Here is a 19,162-nt window from a genome sequence, read left to right as displayed (position 1 = left end):
AGAGAGAGAGGGGGGATGGGCTATGCTGGTACACATCGTTCCACGATTTGAGAAGGGGCGCATTCTACGTACCGAAATGTTAGAGAATCTCAGGGATTTTCCCCGGACTTTTCTGGATGTTCGATTCGAAGATTATTCGGATGGGATATTGACAGGATTAAAGGTGAGCGTGGAAGATCAGGTTCTTGTTGTGGGTAAAGGTATACTCAAGCATGCCGGGCGCCTTTACTTGCTTGAAGATGATTTTTTAGTTCCATATATGGCTACTGGCCGGGTGGCCGTATTGAAAATGATTTTTCTTGAACCGACCCGAAGGCCCGATTTTACGGCACATCATGCCGAAATTGTATTGGAGGGCGAAGAGTCATTGGGGCTTGATGAAGTGGAATTGGGAAGATTCAAGTTAAAGCCGGGTGCTATTCTTCGATCTGATTATCAAGATTTTGCGGATATGAATACCGAATATAATACTTGGTGCGATCTACATGCTCCTTACTCCGCAATTTCAACACCTACGCTGAGACCGGATATCCTGCGTTTTTTTGCCTATGAGATGTTGCAATTTCGTTCAGGAGATGTCCAGGATCATGTTTTTTCGTTCACCTGCTTGAATTCGGAAAGGGTATCCCGACAAGTAGTTGAGCAGTATATCTATCTCAAAACCGGAATGAATTGCGAGGATTATTCGAATGTTCAGCTGCATAGGCAACTGTCCATGATATTGGATGAGTCAGGTCGTAATACGAAGACGGCAGTGCCATGGGCCAATGGCCGCAAAGGAAGAATGATTGTAGATTAATTTACGGAAGGGAGGCGGAGGTTTTGTCTTATCTGGATGAGGAGATAGCCAAGCTTGAAAAGCAGCGAAGACTGGAAGAGCGGGAGAAAAGACAAGGTAATGCGATTCATCTGAACTTGAGAGAGCATCCTGAATTGGGGGAAACTCCATCCCCGCAAGAAATTATGGAAGGTATTCTAAAAGGGACGCTCATAGTGGAAGGAGCGGAGGTATCTTTTGAAAAAACAAGCCTTATGCGCACGGGCATTTGCATGAGGTTGCCTCAAGAATTCGTGCAGACCTTGGGAACGTCCGAACACCTGGTCTACAGTAACGAGAAACTTGAAATGAACTTGATGATGCAATGGGTCAAACCTGTAAAAGCCATGTCGATGGGGCAATTCAAAGAGATTATGCAGCAACAGTTTCGATCCATGGAACTGGGCATGAATTGGATGGAGGACGGGAATGTTGTTCCGTGTGCCTTGCAAACCAGGTATTGTGTGTTTAACAGTTCCGTGGCCAATGGGCAGGTATTCAATTATCAAGCTTTCATTGAAAAAGGCGATCATCAGCTTATTTTTAATGTGAATGGTAATTTACAAAGATGGAGTCATTGGAAGCCTGTGATTACAGGCATGATATCTTCGCTGGAGGTGACAGGTTCATGAGCTCAGAAGCATTGACTTACGAAAATATAAAAATTACTCCGTTTGATCAGATGAGGTTGGAACAGTTCTCGATCGAACAAATGGTGAACGAGCATGGCAAGATATCGCTATCCGGAACGATCACTAAAGAGCAACATGATGAGTATATGCAGTCAGTGCAATCTCTTACTCCGGTAAATGTGTTGCAGGTCATGTCAAATGGTAACAGCAAAAAGTTGTTCTGTGGATTGATCACCATGTTGGAAATGCGCAAGGTACAGGATGTTTACTATTTACAAGCAGAAGCCCATACGTATTCGTACATGCTGGATCTCAAACGCAATACTCGTTCATTTCAGAATCCTTCACTTAATTATAATGCGTTGGCTAAAGAAGTCGGAAAAGCCCATAAAGGATATGATGTCATATACGCCGTCGGACGTGATGATAGCATCGGCAAGTTTGTTCTTCAATATTATGAAACAGACTGGACTTTCCTGAAGCGGATGGCTGCCCGTATGAATACGGTTCTATTACCGGCAGCACATCTGGACAGCGTGAAGATTTACTTCGGTGTGCCCGACGATGACACGGATGAGCATCTAGAGAATTATAACTATGTCGTCAGAAAAGATCTATCCTCCTACCTGTATCAATCCCGAAACAGCCAGTCCCCCGTCCATGAATCCGATTTTGTGCATTATGAAGTGACAACGCATCGCGTCTTGAATCTGGGTGATGTGATCCGGTTCAAGGGGCGCCCTTATTGCATTCAAAGATGTACATCTAGCATGGAAAAAGGTCTCCTTGTGCACCGTTATACAATAACGAGCCGCAAAGGTATGAATAAAGCTGCTCTCTACAATGACAGTATGCGCGGCGCTTCCATTGGAGGACGTGTTCTTGCCATTCAACGTGACACTGTCAAAGTACATTTGGAGATTGATGAACAAGGTCAAGAGAGTACGGCCTATTCTTTCCCGTATGCTACTTCTTACGCTTCAGAAGATGGTAGTGGATGGTACTGCATGCCAGAGAAGGGGGATAGTGTCCGGGTGCATTTTCCGAGCTCCCGAGAAACCGAAGCTTATGCCATCAGCTCTGTTAATACCTATTCGGAGGAAACGGCACTGTCTCAGCCGGTTGCTGTAAGCACTGGGAACCAGGGCGGGACGATGCTTTCCTCTGGAAGCGGTGGCGGATCAAGTGCTTCTTCCTCCGGTGATCGCATGTCCGATCCGAACGTACGTTATTTCCGCAATCCTGCAGGAATGGAAGTTAAGCTCACGCCAGATAACGTTCAAATATCTGCTAACAACGGTAAATCCATTATAATGTTGGAGGCTAACGGTGCAGTAACCATTATGGGACAAAAGGAAGTCTCTCTTCATTCACAGGAAAATGTTCGTATCCGTGCTGAAAAGACACTGCTTTTGACGGCCCAGGACCAAATTGTAATAAGTAGCGACAAAGGCGGGAAAATCACACTGGATGAGTCGGGTAACGCAACAATGGCTGGCACAGAGGTGTTCACCAATAGCTAAGCGTAAAATCAGACCATCTTTTATTGTTCGCAGGAGGTGATGGATGTCATGAAACGGACAGAAGCTTTGAATGAACTTCGTCAGCAATGGGTTCCGCCATTCAGAGCAAATTGTATTGGCGATTTGCATCAGAGCTTGGAAGTACATCTGGAGGAGTTGCACAAGCATGCTTTGCACGTATTTACAGAGGGTTGCTCCAAAGCATTGCAAATGCAAAGGTTGGGACGTAAAGGAAAGATCGGACACATTCATATCACATTTTTCAGAAATCGTATTATTAGGCAGGATTTTCGGTGCAGGATCTATTGGTACGACCAAGCGCTCTATGCCGATCCATTGGAGTGCTTCATCGAATATGATGCAAGTTGGGCGTTCAGATACTTAATGAAATTCAATGAGTTGAGTTTGCAGGAGAGCAAAAAATACATCGGCAAAATACTGGACGCAGACTTGCTTCTTCTGATGAGACAGGAAGCTTCGCTCTATATGCACTATATTACCAATCTTTTCAGGCAAGTCATGAAGGTTGCTGTAGAGCAAGAGACATTCCTGCAGTTGGATAAGGAAGAAGAACTGTACATCCGGTCAGGTGAGCACAGGGATTTCAATGAATTGATATATAAATACAATGCTTGCGTTCCCGTTACGGAAGATATTAGGCAAAAGCTTATCCCTAACGAGCTGGATGAGTATGTGCATGGCAACTTCAGAAATATCGATTTGAGCGATATGTACTTCAAGTTAGTGAATCTCTGTTATGCCTACTTTACTCATACGAATTTGAGCGGCAGTTTACTCGTCGGTTGCCCACTGATTGGAGCCGATTTTCGAAATGCGAAGCTGTCCCACGCTAATTTTGGGCATAGCCTCATTCATGGGGCGGATTTCGGTGGGGCTGACCTGTCCGGGGCACAGTTCGAGGAAGTTCAGGCAAGTTATGTCACACCAACCTGTGAAGAATTTCATATTCCGGCGTTCAGCCCCACGCGGTTTGAAAGAGCGGATCTGACCAATGCCATATTCGTGAATGCTGATCTGAGAGGAGCCGACTTCAAAGGGGCTGTTTTCGAAGGAACAAGCTTTGTGCAGTGTCGCCTAGATGGGGCTCATTTTCTTGAAAAGGATCTTAAAACAATAAAATTGAGTTCAGAACAGCGGGAAGGCTTGAAAATTTACTCCTAAAACGGTGGATGGATACCAAAATGAGGGAGGAGGATATAATTGGATTATTTTATCATGACACAGGATCGACTGCTCGATGAACATATGATCATGTTTGATGGTTTAAGATCTGCCTTTAGAACGTTGGAGGTTTCGAAAGAGCGCGCACAGGAGATCAAAGATTTTACCGTTGTGTATGTCGAAGGAAAGAACAAGATTATTCCGGATTTGATTGACCGTCCGGTTGTTCTCATGTCCGATCCTTTAAAAAAGGTCGTTGAAATGTACGATGACGATGCTCTCTTCAAATGTGTGGTACTTGCCCATCCTGCGGAAGAAATGCAACAAACCTATTGGTTGCTGCTGATAGATCGATTGGAATGTCTGTCTGATCTAACGGAATATGATCCTTGGGGGAGGCCGAGCCGAATAATCATTGACCGGAAGAAGGCCAAAGGACATGCCATGTTTCGCATTGCAGGCATTGACGATCAGCGGCTGGTCATTAATTTGGACATTGCTGAAAGCATACTGCGGCGAGATTTGTGGGGGATATCGCTCGAACCGCTGGAGTCGAAGGAGGAAGAGGAAATATGAGTGATGACAAAAGTTATGTGGTACATGGGGCTTATGCCCAATGCACATTCGGGACACGACCGGCGAGATTGGTGATCCCTGCCAGTCACGGTGATTACATTCATGAGCAACCGCAATTAAACGTGAATGATTTCCTTTCGATGACCAATATCCGACCGTTTGGCTTGTGTACAAGCCTTAGCAATCCGGCAGTACAGGCTGAGATGAAGGCAATCGTAGATGCGGTCCAACCTCCTAAGCAGGACATTGGTTGGTTTAATTCCCTTTTTACTAAAGAAGAGGATATTCCGTTGGAAGAACTGCCGCCACCTGAGTGTGTGGCCATGTGTACGCCTCAAATTATTGCTCCGTGGTTGGACGGCAAAGATGACGTCAAGGTGAGTACTGGAGATGCCTTGCTTAACACCTGCAAAAACTTTTGTATTTGCGGGCGTGGGGATATCACGATAGTTCATAACGGTCAGAGAGAGTAGTCGGATTCCGTGATGGTCATAGGAAGGAGGAGAAATAATTGTGGAAATGGTTCATGCAGGTATGATTATTGAAATACCTTGTAACTTGGTCAGAATTGAAGATATACAGATCATGCATCGAATGAATGAACATTCTTACTTGCGGATCAGGGCTGTCCTACATGAGAAGGGAAGCGACAGTGCTCATGAGCTTACTACAGACGACAAAGTGAAGGCATACATAGCATCTGAAGATGGTCGGGAAAAGAAAACGTGCCTGTTTGCCGGAATGGTTCAACAGGCGGTGGTCGAGCATGTTCAAGGCATTTTTTATTTGGAATTGGTGGCAGTATCACATACGTACATGATGGATATTGAATGGAGGAAGCGTTCGTATCAAAATCAGCAAAAGACTTACTCCGAGGTCATCCATAAGGTGATAGATCCATATGCAGGTGCTTCCTTAATCAATGCATTACCGGCTACGGTAACGGGGCAAATGTTGCTGCAATATCAGGAAACAGACTGGGAGTTCATTCTTCGCCTTGCTTCCCGCTTGGGTACGGTAATCGTGCCCATAGTTGATGATGCGCCTGCCATAGCCCTTGGGATCCCGCAAGAAATGGCGAAGAACGAGCTGGCCTTTGAGGCGTATACGATGCAGTCTCGTTTTGTTCCGCATCGGGAAACACAGGAGATTCGCTATCATATTCAGAGCAGGCAGGTGTACCGGCTTGGAAACCAAATGGAGATTCAGCGACGGCCTTTTGTCGTTTATGAGATTGAATCGACGGTGGCCCACGGTGAACTAATTCATACCTACACGCTACTATCCGAAGCCGAGGCCAAATTGACCAAAATCCTGCCTTATGGCATACAAGGTTTATCGCTTGAAGGTAAGATCACGAAAATATCCCGCAATAAGGTCCAATTGCATCTGGATATTGATAAGGAAGCCGAAACGGATAACGCCTGTTGGTTCCCATTCTCGACAGGTATGGATAACCAGAGTGCGTACATGATGCCCAAGCCGGGATCGCCAGTGAAGTTACATTTTCCCAGCCCATCCGAGAAAAGCGCTATCGCGACGAGTTCGGTCCGCCGAGGAGTCGAGCAGAGCAAATACAGCCAAAAGTCGTCCAATCCTGCCATCAAGTCATTAACGAACAATTCGGATCAGGAGATGAAGCTGACGGGCGAAGATATCGTATTTGCCGCAGATGCAGCAGAAACCGTCAAATTGAAACTGGCCGGAGACGGTTCGATCGAAATTTTGGCGAATACGGATATATCCATTGCTGCTATAGAAGATTTCCTGATCGACGTTAAAGGGGACATGCCTGCTCCGAAACAAATTGAAATGACTGCAGGCGAGATGGTGGCCATCTCGAGAAGCCCAATGGAAGGCATCAATCTGGATCAATATATTTACATCGCTGATCTTACGGATATACAGGCAGCTACCATATATTATGAAGGGACTCCAGGCAAGCCGCCGGCAGATCCGTTTGACGATTCTGAGCTCCTTGCGCAAGATGAAAATTTGATGAAAGAGATCAACGGAAATGCTCTTGCATATCGACAGGCACTGGTTGACAAAATGGAGGCGGGCAAAAGCAAAATCGGCTTTGGCAAAATCGCCATGCTGATCGGCGCAGCTGCCGTAGGCGTTGCGGCGGTCGTTCTTACGGGTGGGGCAGCAACACCTCTGGTTATTGCCGCGGGAGCAACTTTGGTTGCGGGTACCACCACAATGGTGGTGGCAGCCAGCGAGATGGCAGAAGGCAGCCAGGATATAGCCAAGGCCAGGGTAGGCGACTTGTCTCAGTCGCACAATTTTATGCGGGATACGGTGTTGGGTGGCAATGCCGAACTATACGATATGGTCAAATATGGATCGGTCATTGTCTCTGTTGGGGGACTCTCCGTATTGACTGGTGGCGGAGCTTCAGCGCTAATTCTTCCATCCATTGGTGGAGGAGTGAACGTTGCGATCACTGCAATCTTCGACCCTGCGTTACAACCAGGAGAGACGTTAATCGGCCACTATATGAAGAGCTTTCAGAACGGATTTTTGAGTGGTGCCATGATGGGTAAATTCATGTCTGGTATTAAATGCGGTACCGGGTTAAGCAATTTTGCCAATATCTATGGCCGAACGGTAGCGGGCGGTACAATCAGCGGCATGACGCAGGACATGATGAACACGGGAAGCACAAGCCTCACGTCGAATTTGGCGGCTAATGTAGTGGGGGGGCTTTTCTCTTTTACAGGCAAAAACAGACTAACCGATTATGTTTCCTCCGTAGCAGGCGGCATGGGGGGAGCTATGGCGGAGGATTTATGGCGAAACGGGAACGTCAACCATTCTCTGACATGGGATACGTTAAAGAAAGTGTCGGTTGCCAGCCTTGCTACTATGGTTAAGACTGGTGATCCCGTGGACGTCACGAGAGGTGGCTTTCATTATTTTGCCAAAGACATGATCGTGCTTGATATTGGTTCTCCGATCGAAATGGTACGGAACTATAATTCACTTTATCCAGTCAAGGGACTGACGGGCCGAGGGTTTATTTTTACATATGAATCCTACCTCAAGCGAGAGGGGAATCGGATTTACATCATTTGTCCGGATAGCCATTACGAGAGATTTATGTTTCATGAGGGCACTTGGATCAATGCGATTGGAGGTAAGCAGGACTATCGCCTGATCGAATATGAGGATGCATCGGGGTATGCACTCATCGGACCGGACAGGGTAACGTACGAGTATGACGAGACAGGGCGTTTGCGCAGCGTTGCGGATCGGTCAGGGAATCGGACGCGACTGGAGTATAACGATAACGGTATTAGCCGTCTGATTGCACCGGGCGGAAAGACTGTCTTGATGGAGTGCCGGGATGGCTTGTTAATACGGATGACCGACAATATTGGCAGATCCGTGATTTATGAATATGATGGCGACCTCCTCATGCAGGTAACCTATCCCAATCAGGGGAACATTCAATATACGTATACGGAGCAAGACTATCTTGAGAGCATAACGGACCAGAACGGAAATACCTATGTGACTAACATCTATGATGCTGCTGGTAGAGTAATCCGGCAAAGGGATGCTTACGATCAAATGACCGATATCTATTATAATGATGCTGATTCTGAAACGACATTTACTTTCCATGCGACGAATGTCGTGGAGACGTATCGCTATAATACAGATTACCTTGTAACCGATATCGTCTATCAGGATGGGACACACGAAACTATCGAGTATGATGCGTATCAATTCAAGTGTGCACATACGGATACAGGTGGCCGGACTACTCGGTGGGAGTATGATATTAATGGGCAGCTACTGACGGAGATTGCAGCTGATGGCACACAGCATAGTCAGGTCTATGATGAACAATTCAACCGTATCTCCGTGTCAGTCAATAATATCGTGGAAAAGACGTATGCCTATGACACGTTCGGACGCGTACTGGAAGAGACGCAAGCGATTGATGCGGAGCGTCGGGCTGTCACTGCCTATACCTATGATGCACACGGAAGGACTCTCACACGCCAGAATGCGCTGGGTCACGTGACTACGTATGCCTATGAAGTCAATCATACGGATACACCATCTTATGTTAGGGATGCCGAGGGCCAAGAGTATCGATATACATTGGATGATGCGGGCCGGGTCACCGGCATAACGACAGCGTATGGAACCGTTGAATTCGAGTACAACGATCTGAACAAAAGAACCCGTATTGTGGATGCAGAGGGCAATACTACGCTGATGTTCTATGACAAGATGGGCAACATGATCAAGCGGGTGCAGCCCAATGATTACGTGGAACGAATCGATAACGGTAAAGGAACGGAGTACCGCTACGATGCGTTGGATCATCTCATTCGCATCACCGATCCGCTTCATCAAACCCAAAGGTACCACTACGACATGTACGATCATATGCTCAAAGAGGTGGAGCCGAACCAATATGATCCGGTATTGGATGATGGTCAAGGCACGGAGTATGTATATGATCATCGTGGAAACCGCATCCAGACCATATTGCCCGATGGAGGGATTCAACGATTTAAATATGATGCCGCCGGGAATCTCGTGAAGTCCATCGGTCCAGAGCATTATGATCCGGCGACGGATGATGGCCTGGGAACGGAATATGCTTATGATGCCATGGATCGTCTGGTTCAGGTGACTAATGCAGAAGGGCACATCGAACGGCGGTACGCCTATGATTCCGCAGGGCGGGTCGTCAAAGAAATGGACGGCAAGGCAGTGGACAGTGGTGACCAAGATGCCGAACGGTTCGGCACATTGTATGGTTACAATACGGCAGGATGGTTGATCGAAAAACGGGAACCTGTTCAGGAAGAGATATTCTCTGAGAGTAAGCCTGCGGTATCTGGGCAGGTGATGTACCGCTTGTCCCGTTACGAATATGACCTTGCCGGAAACCTGGTGAAGGAAGAGCGAACGTCGGAGTTCGTTACACGGGAGGGATATCCGGCGACGTATCATGGTATTACGTATGCCTATGATCGTAATTTGCGTGTAACTCGCATCACGGATGACACAGGAGCGGACATTCGATATACATACGATTGTCTGAATCAGCGGACCTCCGAACGTTATAAGCTGAGTGAAGGCAAGGAGCGATACATCCGTTACGAATATGACAAAGCGGGCAGGCTATTGCGCCAGCTAGACGTACTCGATGGGGAAGACTTGCGGGATGAACGCCAGGGAACGGTCTCGGCAGAGACCAAATATGGGTATGATCGTAACGGGAACATTACGTATATACGTTCGCCCGAAGGGTACGAAACGGAGATTAGCTATGATAGCACAGACCGGATCGTACAGATCAGCCGCCGGGAGCATGCAGGAGCGAAGGCCAGTTCCATGTACCTGAAGTATGACCGCAGCGGCAACGTGACAGAAGAAACGGATACGCTGGGGCATGGGATACAATATGCGTACGATGTTCGAAATCGACCCATCCGTTTTGTAGGCAAGCGGGGTGGTATCACCCGGCTCTTCTACAATACCGAAGGGAAACTCGCCAAAAAGGTGACGCCTGGCCTGTACGATGCAGCCCGTGACGATGGGGCAGGAACGGAATATACGTATGATGTGCAGAACCGTCTAACCGAAATCCGAAATCCGTTGGGCGAGATTATTCAGCGGCATGCCTTTAACCGTTATGGGGAGCAGGAAGCCGTGACGGAATACGGCGTCGAAACGAGGTATGCCTATACGTTGGCTGGCCAAGTGAGTCAAGTGTGGGGCAATGGCCCAGATCGTATCTCAGTCTTGCGACAGGAATATGAGTACGATGCCGCAGGGCATGTCGTAGGAATTCGGGATGGCGAAGGGCGGACGACGCGCCGTACACTGGACGGATGGGGTAACATTACAGCATTGACACGGCCGGACGGCACGACGGAGCACTATGACTATGACGTGGCCGGTAATCTAACTCGTTCTACGGATGCGAAGGGACATGCGACTCAATATGCGTATAATTCCCTGGGTGAAGTGTCCGCGATTACAGGCCCGGATGGCTTACCAATGACGTACCAGTATGACCGGGAAGGCCGTCTGGCAAGGAAGCAGGACCGGAACCAGCGGGTACTGGACATGGTCTACAATTTCAATGACCAACTCGTCCGCAGACGGGAGCTGTCCAGCGGCGAGGAAGAAACGTACACCTACCGCGAAGACGGCCAGCTGATCTCGTCCGCGAATAACGAAGTGCGTTATGACTACGATTATAATGAAGACGGTCTGCTTACGGCCAAATATCAGAGCCGAATCGGTGACCTGACGAAACAGGCAAAGGACACCACTCCGCGTCCAGTGTTGCGCTACGAGTATGATGCAGAAGGCCAAATGGTGGCCCGCACGGATGCTGGCGGAATGCGTGTCGAATACGCGCATGATCCGGTGGGGCGGATTGTTGCCATCCGACAAGGTGAGAAAGACCTGGCTCAGTACACCTATGCAGCAGGCAATCGAATCGCGTCCATGCTGTACGGCAACGGTGTGCAGACGGCGTATGAGTATACGCCAGAAGGACAAGTATCGCGCCTCCACACCCGCACAGCGGATGGCACGGTACTGCTCGACAACCGATATGCGTATGACCAAAGCGGGAATACGGTTGGCTGTTATGGAACGGAAGATCGCACGGAATACCGTTACGATGCACTAGATCGACTGGTGGAAGCCCAGTATGCCGGATACGGCACGGAGCAACTCGCTTATGACGCCGCAGGAAACCGAGTTTCCCGCATCTGGAACGGACAACAGACAAGCTATACGTATGATACCCGAAATCGCCTGCTCAGCTTGATCGAGGAAGCGTTGCAGAAAGGTGTATCCGCTGAGCGTGCAAACGGGAAAAATATTCGCTTCACTTATGATGCTCAAGGAAACCTGATTCGAGAGCATCAAGGGGAGCAGACGACAAGCTACGCCTATGATGCATTCAACCGTACCATTCGAGTTGAGCAAGCAGACGGCGGGGTGGTACAGCACGGTTACGACCCGGAAGGCTTGCGAAGCAGGCTGGATACAAACGGAACTGTACGCCACTTCGTGCATGACAGCTGGCATGTCGTCAATGAACTGGACGAAACGCAGCGAGTGCAGTCATCCTATATCCGTGGTCATGAATGGCTAACACAACTAGACGATCAGGGCGATGTGGCTTATTATGTAAATAATATCCACGGTGATGTGACCCATCTGACCGGATCACAGGGCCAGATTCGGAACGCGTACACCTACGATGCCTTCGGCAACATGCTGTCTGCAAGAGAGCAACGCGGAAATCCGTTCCGTTATGCGGGAGAAATGCAAGATGCGCTGACAGGGCATTACTATCTGCGTTCGAGGTTTTATAATCCGCTGATCGCGCGGTTCACGCAGGAAGACACGTACCGAGGCGATGGCCTGAACCTGTATGCGTATGTCGCTAACAACCCGATCCGATACGTAGATCCGAGTGGGTATATGTGTGAGGTGAAGGGGGATGTTTGGGGAGCGTTATCCAAGCCTCTAACTGCTACACAACGTAGGAATTCTACAGGGACGGTTACTGGTGGATACAACACAAAAGATTATCAGAAGATTCTTATGGGAACTCATGGTAATGTTGGCAGAATACCAAGTGATATCGCTGTTCAAATTCAAGGAAAGACCTACAAAAACTTTAGTGATTTCCAAAAATCTTTCTGGAAAGCAGTATCCAATTCCAAGTATGCTCAAGAATTCTCTTCATACCATAAGGCTAACTTATCCAGAATGAAGGGCGGAAATGCTCCATTCGCGGATAAAACTCAGCAAACCGGAACGGCTTGGCCTCAAATGGTGTATAATATTCACCACAAAACTCCTATTAGTAAAGGAGGAGCCGTTTTTGATTTGGACAACTTGTTAATTATTGCTCCTCGTACACATGCAGAAATTTTAGAAGTTAATTACCATGGTTTTTACGGTTTCAAACGAAAATAACGATTAGGAGAGTAAGACATGAATATAGAACAAACACCATTTTTTAGGTTTCAACCCTATGCATACACAAATGGTATTTTTGAAGTCAATCATGAAAAGAAACATTGTTCTGTTTGCAAAAATATCAGCGACTATATGTACTATGGTCCATTTTATAGTATTGAAGATTTGAATGGAATCTGTCCGGCTTGTATCCACAATGGAAAGGCTTCAAAAGAATTTAATGGAGTATTTCAAGGAGGAGTGGAATATAGAGGATCATCTCTGTCGGTTTCGTACGATGATACTACAAATAAGTTTTTATATTTTCATGGTTATGATGAAATTTCCTCATTAGAAGAACCCGCAATTGAAGAATTATTATTTAGAACTCCTGGATATGTATCTTGGCAAGAACCCTACTGGCTAACAGAAAACAATTTCCCTCTTGCCTTTGTGAAGTACTTAACAATAGAAGAAATAAAAGATGACTCATTGTTGTTTAGGGAAGCGTTAGATGAAATCAGTGAGAATTATGGTTTTAATACAGATTCAATTACCGATGATGTAGGGCTGTATTTGTTTGAATCCTTATCAAGGGGAGGGAAGTACAGATTGCATCTGGATAACACTTGAGTTTACATGTCGGGCTATAATCTTACGCTTAAATTTCTCTGTACACAATCGTTAAAGATGAACGTTTTATTCATGATACATTACTTATCGTGGCGAGATTAAATGCTTCCATAAATATTATTTTGCCTTGGTTTTATACCAAGGCTTATTTTCTTATTATTATTCTCTTAGATGGGGAATTTATCTACATCCGCGTTGCATATTGCTATATGTGCTTAATCGACTGGTATAAGCCCGGTATGCGGGATGTGGACGGAGCAACTTACGTATGACGCGGTAGGCAACCGAATTTCCCCCATCTGAAACGGACAACTGGCAAGCTATACGTATGATGCATCCAACCGTACCATTCGAGTTGAGCAAGCAGACGGGCGTATTGTACAGCACGGTTACGACCCGGAAGGTTTGCGAAGTAGGCTGGACACGAACGGAACCGTACGCCACTTCGTGCATGACGGCTGGCATGTCGTTAATGAACTGGACGATCAAGGCGAGGTGGCTTATTATGCAAATAATATCCACGGTGACGTAATCCACCTGACAGGACAACAGGGCGAGATTCTAAACACGTACACCTATGATGCCTTCGGGAACACATTGTCTGCAAGAGAGCAACGTGTCAATCCGATCCGTTATGCGGGAGAAATGCAGGATGCGCTGACGGGACATTACTATCTGCGCGCCCGGTTCTATAACCCGCTGATTGCTCGGTTCACGCAGGAAGACACGTACCGTGGCGATGGATTGAATCTGTATGCGTATGTCGCCAACAACCCGATCCGATATGTAGACCCGAGTGGGCATATGTGTGAGGTAAAGGGTGATACTTATGCTACTCCTTCTGGGGGGACAGGTAAAGTATTTACAGAAAACTATCCTATCAGAGGTTATAGAGGAAAAAATTTAAGTGGGATGGATGAAATATATTTAGCTGACCCAAGATTAATTGTAGAAATGCCTTTTGAAGGCAAAGGAAGTCATTCCAAAACTAATTCCGAAGACTGGTTAAGAAATAGTGACTATTACTGGCGTGAAATACATGGAAGATACCCAGAGGCATTCAGTGAATTTAATATAGATGTTATTTTTGGTAGAAACCCTGATGGTTTAAAAGCTCCAGTTAATGATGTTACTTTTAGAGATGTATTTCCTCAATATGATATCCCAGGTTTAAAAGGGAAAAAATTAGTTCATCATCATATAGGAGGTGGAGGTCAAGCATTTGGATTACCTCAGCCTCTGCATCCTGGGTCTGGAGGTTAATATTGAAAAACAATATGGGATATGGGATACGGATGCTGAAAATGCAAGGCTCTTGGGGCAGTTCATTAAATGATAAAGGAGATAATATGATATGAAACAAGAATTAGAAGACTATTTCAAAAGAAAATATGCGAGGTGGAGGGAGTATAAAAATTCTTTCCCTATGATTAGCTGGGATGAGGAAGTGCCTTCGTTTATGTATGTAGGAGAAATTAACAACGAAAATTATGTTCAATGGAAGGCGATTCCAAAAGTTGAGATCTATGAATTCAGTGAAGTTAGGGATGAGTATAATATTGAGTTACATCCTGATATCAAAGAATATTTTAATTCGTATTGGTTTCTTGAATTAACCGGAAGGTATGAAGATTACAGTGTCATACTGGAACCCGTTGTACCAGGAATGGGTTTAAGAGATTTTTATCGTAACTTAAAAGAATATTATCACAGTCATGGGAATCAACCAAAATATATCCCTATTGGATTTGAATCGGATGGCTTTATTATTTTGGTAGATAATGAAACAGGCGAAGTATTAATTGAGGATCATGAAAGAGGGACACACGAAAAAATAGCTGAAAACTTGGCAGCATTAATTAAAGAGATGTAGTTTGATTTTCTTGGGAATTACGGATACTTAGATTAAATTTTATAGGAGAAGGTTTATAATTGTCTTATTGCTTATGACGGATTGTAGTATGAAGCTCAAAATGTGCTCAAAATTTTAATTGCTCAAGCAATCACTTTATTATTTCGAAGGTCTATTCCTATTAGGGGGATAGGCCTGTTTTTATAAACTGTGGTTCAGAAACTGAACCTAATCTTCGGTACTTGGAACGTGCTGCAGACAAACTACGCTTATGATGCGTTTAACCGTACGATTCGAGTCGAGCATGCAGGTGGCGGTGTGGTACAGCACGGCTACGACCCGGAAGGCTTGTGAAGCAGGATGGATACGAACGGAACTGTACGGCATTGCGTGCATGACGTCTGGAATGTCGTCAATGAGCTGGACGAAACGTAGCGGGTGCAGTCATCTTATATCCGTGGTCATGAATGGCTGGGGAAACTGGAATATTAGGGAGATGTGGCTTATTATGTGAATAATATCCACGATGACGTAACCCATCTGACCGGATCACAGGGCCAGATTCTGAACGCGTTCACCTATGATGCCTTCGGCAACATGCTGTCTGCAAGAGAGCAACGCGGAAATCCGTTCCGTTATGCGGGAGAAATGCAAGATGCGCTGACAGGGCATTACTATCTGCGTTCGAGGTTTTATAATCCGCTGATCGCGCGGTTCACGCAGGAAGACACGTACCGAGGCGATGGCCTGAACCTGTATGCGTATGTCGCTAACAACCCGATCCGATACGTAGATCCAAGTGGGTATGCGAAAGCAGCAAGCGGAGGAACCCCAGCTTCAAGGTGTTAATTATGAGACAAATCCGGACCATCCTATCAGAGTTTATAGAAATACTGATCTTAGTAAAGTGGAAGCAATATATGTGGCTGATCCAAGATTAATGGTTGAGATGCCATTTATAGGAAAAGATGGATCTAATACGAATTCAGAGGGTTGTTTAAGAGATCATAAGTATTTTTGGAAGGAACTGTTGGACAGATACCCTGAGGCATTTAGTGACAACAACAAAAAAATAATAAACGGAAAGAACCCGTTTACTACAATGCCGACCAACGATGAAGTTTTTAGAACATATTTTCCACAATATGATGTGAAAGGATTAAGAGGTCAGGGATTAGTTCACCATCACGTAGGTGGTGGAGGACAGGCTGTACCTGTTCCTACTCCAATACACCCTGGTTCAGGGGGGATACACAATGTGGAGAAGAAACTTGGTATTTGGGGGAACGATTCTATGTATGCTGAACTACTACAAAAATTTATTAAGTAGGTGGGCTGAAAAAGATGATTATCAGATCAATGGAAAACTATTTTGATAGGTATATCAGTACTTGGAAAGAGTTTAAAGGAACTTTGCCCCAAACCTCTTGGGGAGAAGAAGGACAGAGATTGTATGTTGGTGAAAAAGATAAAGAAGGTTATATTAGCTGGATGCCAACCAAAAAAGATGATATTACAAATTTCCATTCTATTGAACAAAAGTTTAATATAAGATTCAATGAATCAGTAGAACAGTACTATAACTCGTATTATTTCTTTCAAATAGCAGGTTGGATTAAGGAGTATAATATAAATCTTAATCCTGTCATCCCGGAGAGTGAACCGGAAATCTTTTTACAAAGACTTTCAAACTATATAGAGGAACATAATGGTAATACTAATTATATTCCCATGGGGATAGAATCTAATGGTCTAGTAGTCGTGCTGAATAATATCTCAGGAGAAGTGTGTTTAGAGGACTTTGAAGCAGGAAGGTTTGAATCTTTAGGTTTAAGATTAGATGAATTAATTTTAAATTTGAGTTTTGGTAATTAATAATATTTAGTATGAACTTAAGGAGTAAATTAATAATACTTCTTAAGTTCTTTCTTTTTCCATTCTGGACAAATAAGAAAAAGTAAATCCATGGTGACATAATCCTCCTGACGGGACAATATAGCCAGATTCTGAACGCGTATATGTGTGACGCCTTTGGGAACATGCTGTCTGTAAGAGAGGAACACAGCAAGCCGTTTCTAATATAAGGGAGAAATGCAAAACGGACTCACGGGACATTACTATCTGCAGTGTCAATAATGGCTATTATCATATAACCGTGTACAGTAGCTTACCTGAATCTAAGATTAGGGGGATGATAAAAAGATATATTTATATTTTAACAAGTTAGTTTTTGTCTCCAAAAATTCTATACTACGGAGTGCCAACACTTGAATAAAGAATATACGAAGTTCTATGTTGTGATAACTTAATATAAATAAGATTTTGAAAATAGCTGAACAATATAAAACAGGAAACCGATGAATAATTTATAAGGTTATTCAGAAACTTCGATGACAATAACGATTACATATAGCATCATAGAGAAATGACAGGGAGTGAGCAAATGGAATTTGAGTTTCATATTACAGTGAATGATTTAACGTTTGAAGAGAAGGAAAGCTTTATTGAACTGTGTCAGGTGGAGCAAGTTAAACCAGTTATGATCGTGCTGGATCAGGGTGAATACATCCATCAGCCGATGATTACAGGCTTAATACATAGTACTGATTTTGATGAAGTGAACAGCATTATTAAACAGATGGTCACAAGGTTCCAAGGTAACGGCTTTACAGTTGTACGAACAAAGGTAGAGGTTCCAGCGAAGGAAGAGAAGTATTTTCATCAGCGAATAGTTGCGCATTCTACCCCGTATTTTGAATGGCATGGCAAAGTACAGGTGGATGATGTAGAAAGATTAAAGGAGCTATGTGAAGGCGATGGTGGGCATATTTCAAGGAACTCGCTGAATGCGAATGGGAAAATTAGATTTGTTACGGTCAGAGAATATAATAGTTCTGAAAAATTCTACAGCAGAGTAGAGAAGATACATAATATCTTACAGCAGAACAAAATCGAACTGTTAAAACAGCAATATGAACTGTGCATCTATGACAGTCGGGAAGAACTGGATCGTGGATGGATCTAACCGAATGTTGAGTACGATGAGATGAATAGAGGAGGAGAACAGGTGTCTGGAAAAAATGTAAAATTACATAGCTTGAATGAGGATGAGAGATTCATTGTTGTATTAGAAGCTCTATTGAAGCGCGCTTCTCTCGTGAATAGCCCATTTGTATTAAAAGGAAGTTTGCTGACAAGACAGTATTTGGAGAATCCCAATGTACGTTATGTTGATGACATCGACTTTTTGTATGTAGGTCGAATTGAGACTGAGGACCAGGCCAATGAAATATTTACAGACTGGATGATCCGGGTAACGGAGATGGATCTGAATGACGGTATCGTATTCCGAAGCTTTAGTGAGAATGCTTTCTGGCGCAGAATAGACTACGCGATGGCGGATGATTTTCCTACGGTGAACACGGAGCTTGCCTTTTATATTGATAGTGAACCAAGGAGCGAAAATGAGTATGAAGATGAGGATGAGCTGCATCTTGATATATCCTTTAACCTCGAATTGAATGAGAAGTCTATTGCTCTATCGTACCAACCTATGGTTGGAGAAGCTTTTGTCGTTCCTCACACCGTGCCACTCTCCATTCAAATCGCTTGGAAGCTGCATCAAACGATAGTGAGGCCCCGATTCAAAGACTTGTTTGATTTGCAGCATCTGTTGTCTAACCCGTCATACGATCAACAGGCTCTGCAGGAGACACTACAGACCCTGGTCAACGAGTGCAATATAGACCCAGCAATTACAAGAGAGGATATGAAAAAGGTACTGGTTAACGATCTGCATGATGTGTATTCGAGGTTAAACTACGATTACGACCTGCAATATTATGCAGGAAGTCGCAGTCCTGAAGTGTACTTTATGGAGTTTGTTTCGGAGCTCCGCAAAACAATGAATCACGCCGGGATTAATGGTTACGCGTATGATCACTTACCAAGTTGTACTACGCACAAATAGAGCTTCTCTTTT

At 45.0% G+C, this 19,162-nt stretch carries 17 protein-coding genes; 16 read left to right on the top strand and 1 reads right to left on the bottom strand.

Features of this window, described 5'->3' with window-relative positions:
• Positions 1 to 22 precede the first annotated feature (22 nt).
• From AC4PM4_RS13080 to AC4PM4_RS13045, 8 genes are read left to right on the top strand one after another with little or no spacing between them, the layout of a single operon-like run.
• The gene (locus AC4PM4_RS13080) at positions 23 to 799 is read left to right on the top strand and encodes a DNA and RNA helicase (protein ID WP_452558835.1); all 777 of its coding nucleotides are present in this window, start codon (positions 23 to 25) and stop codon (positions 797 to 799) included.
• Between the two features lie 23 nt (positions 800 to 822).
• Positions 823 to 1,449, top strand: a complete 627-nt coding sequence (locus AC4PM4_RS13075) for a hypothetical protein (RefSeq protein ID WP_491613758.1) — start codon at positions 823 to 825, stop codon at positions 1,447 to 1,449.
• Entirely contained in the window at positions 1,446 to 2,972 is a 1,527-nt protein-coding gene (locus AC4PM4_RS13070) for a contractile injection system protein, VgrG/Pvc8 family (RefSeq protein ID WP_491613757.1), read from the top strand. Before AC4PM4_RS13075 ends, AC4PM4_RS13070 begins: the two co-directional genes overlap by 4 nt.
• 48 nt (positions 2,973 to 3,020) lie before the next feature.
• The gene (locus tag AC4PM4_RS13065) at positions 3,021 to 4,154 is read left to right on the top strand and encodes a pentapeptide repeat-containing protein (RefSeq protein WP_491613756.1); all 1,134 of its coding nucleotides are present in this window, start codon (positions 3,021 to 3,023) and stop codon (positions 4,152 to 4,154) included.
• A 39-nt stretch (positions 4,155 to 4,193) separates the two neighbouring features.
• On the top strand, positions 4,194 to 4,730 hold the full coding sequence (locus AC4PM4_RS13060) for a hypothetical protein (RefSeq protein WP_452558842.1): 537 nt from the start codon (positions 4,194 to 4,196) through the stop codon (positions 4,728 to 4,730).
• Positions 4,727 to 5,203, top strand: coding sequence for a DUF4280 domain-containing protein (locus tag AC4PM4_RS13055; protein ID WP_491613754.1), 477 nt, complete (start codon positions 4,727 to 4,729; stop codon positions 5,201 to 5,203). The genes AC4PM4_RS13060 and AC4PM4_RS13055 overlap by 4 nt, the downstream gene beginning before the upstream one ends.
• 46 nt (positions 5,204 to 5,249) lie before the next feature.
• Complete coding sequence (locus AC4PM4_RS13050) at positions 5,250 to 12,713, top strand: pyocin-S2/colicin E7-DNase domain-containing protein (RefSeq protein WP_491613951.1); 7,464 nt, start codon at positions 5,250 to 5,252, stop codon at positions 12,711 to 12,713.
• Positions 12,714 to 12,731: 18 nt separating this feature from the next.
• Complete coding sequence (locus AC4PM4_RS13045) at positions 12,732 to 13,328, top strand: CbrC family protein (protein ID WP_491613753.1); 597 nt, start codon at positions 12,732 to 12,734, stop codon at positions 13,326 to 13,328.
• A 180-nt stretch (positions 13,329 to 13,508) separates the two neighbouring features.
• Here AC4PM4_RS13045 and AC4PM4_RS13040 read toward each other — a convergent pair whose 3' ends face one another.
• Complete coding sequence (locus AC4PM4_RS13040) at positions 13,509 to 13,781, bottom strand: hypothetical protein (protein WP_491613752.1); 273 nt, start codon at positions 13,779 to 13,781, stop codon at positions 13,509 to 13,511.
• Here AC4PM4_RS13040 and AC4PM4_RS13035 point away from each other — a divergent pair.
• From AC4PM4_RS13035 to AC4PM4_RS13000, 8 genes are all read left to right on the top strand, one after another.
• On the top strand, positions 13,677 to 14,591 hold the full coding sequence (locus AC4PM4_RS13035) for an RHS repeat-associated core domain-containing protein (protein ID WP_491613950.1): 915 nt from the start codon (positions 13,677 to 13,679) through the stop codon (positions 14,589 to 14,591). The two genes, AC4PM4_RS13040 and AC4PM4_RS13035, sit on opposite strands and share 105 nt — an antisense overlap.
• Before the next feature lie 91 nt (positions 14,592 to 14,682).
• Positions 14,683 to 15,201 carry a SecY-interacting protein Syd gene (locus AC4PM4_RS13030; protein ID WP_491613751.1) on the top strand — a complete coding sequence of 173 codons (519 nt, stop codon included), beginning with the start codon at positions 14,683 to 14,685 and terminating at the stop codon, positions 15,199 to 15,201.
• 189 nt (positions 15,202 to 15,390) lie between these two features.
• Entirely contained in the window at positions 15,391 to 15,534 is a 144-nt protein-coding gene (locus tag AC4PM4_RS13025) for a hypothetical protein (protein WP_491613750.1), read from the top strand.
• A 156-nt stretch (positions 15,535 to 15,690) separates the two neighbouring features.
• On the top strand, positions 15,691 to 16,029 hold the full coding sequence (locus tag AC4PM4_RS13020; RefSeq protein ID WP_491613749.1) for an RHS repeat-associated core domain-containing protein: 339 nt from the start codon (positions 15,691 to 15,693) through the stop codon (positions 16,027 to 16,029).
• Positions 15,986 to 16,510 carry a hypothetical protein gene (locus tag AC4PM4_RS13015; RefSeq protein ID WP_491613748.1) on the top strand — a complete coding sequence of 175 codons (525 nt, stop codon included), beginning with the start codon at positions 15,986 to 15,988 and terminating at the stop codon, positions 16,508 to 16,510. The genes AC4PM4_RS13020 and AC4PM4_RS13015 overlap by 44 nt, the downstream gene beginning before the upstream one ends.
• 29 nt (positions 16,511 to 16,539) lie before the next feature.
• Complete coding sequence (locus AC4PM4_RS13010) at positions 16,540 to 17,055, top strand: SecY-interacting protein Syd (RefSeq protein WP_491613746.1); 516 nt, start codon at positions 16,540 to 16,542, stop codon at positions 17,053 to 17,055.
• 568 nt (positions 17,056 to 17,623) lie between these two features.
• Positions 17,624 to 18,205, top strand: a complete 582-nt coding sequence (locus AC4PM4_RS13005) for a hypothetical protein (protein ID WP_491613745.1) — start codon at positions 17,624 to 17,626, stop codon at positions 18,203 to 18,205.
• A gap of 42 nt (positions 18,206 to 18,247) precedes the next feature.
• Positions 18,248 to 19,150: a nucleotidyl transferase AbiEii/AbiGii toxin family protein gene (locus AC4PM4_RS13000; RefSeq protein WP_231952434.1), complete on the top strand. Its 903-nt coding sequence runs from the start codon at positions 18,248 to 18,250 to the stop codon at positions 19,148 to 19,150.
• Positions 19,151 to 19,162: the final 12 nt, after the last annotated feature.

The organism is Paenibacillus sp. MDV22-iso6, assembly GCF_058408365.1.
This window is presented reverse-complemented; position numbering and strand designations above follow the sequence as displayed.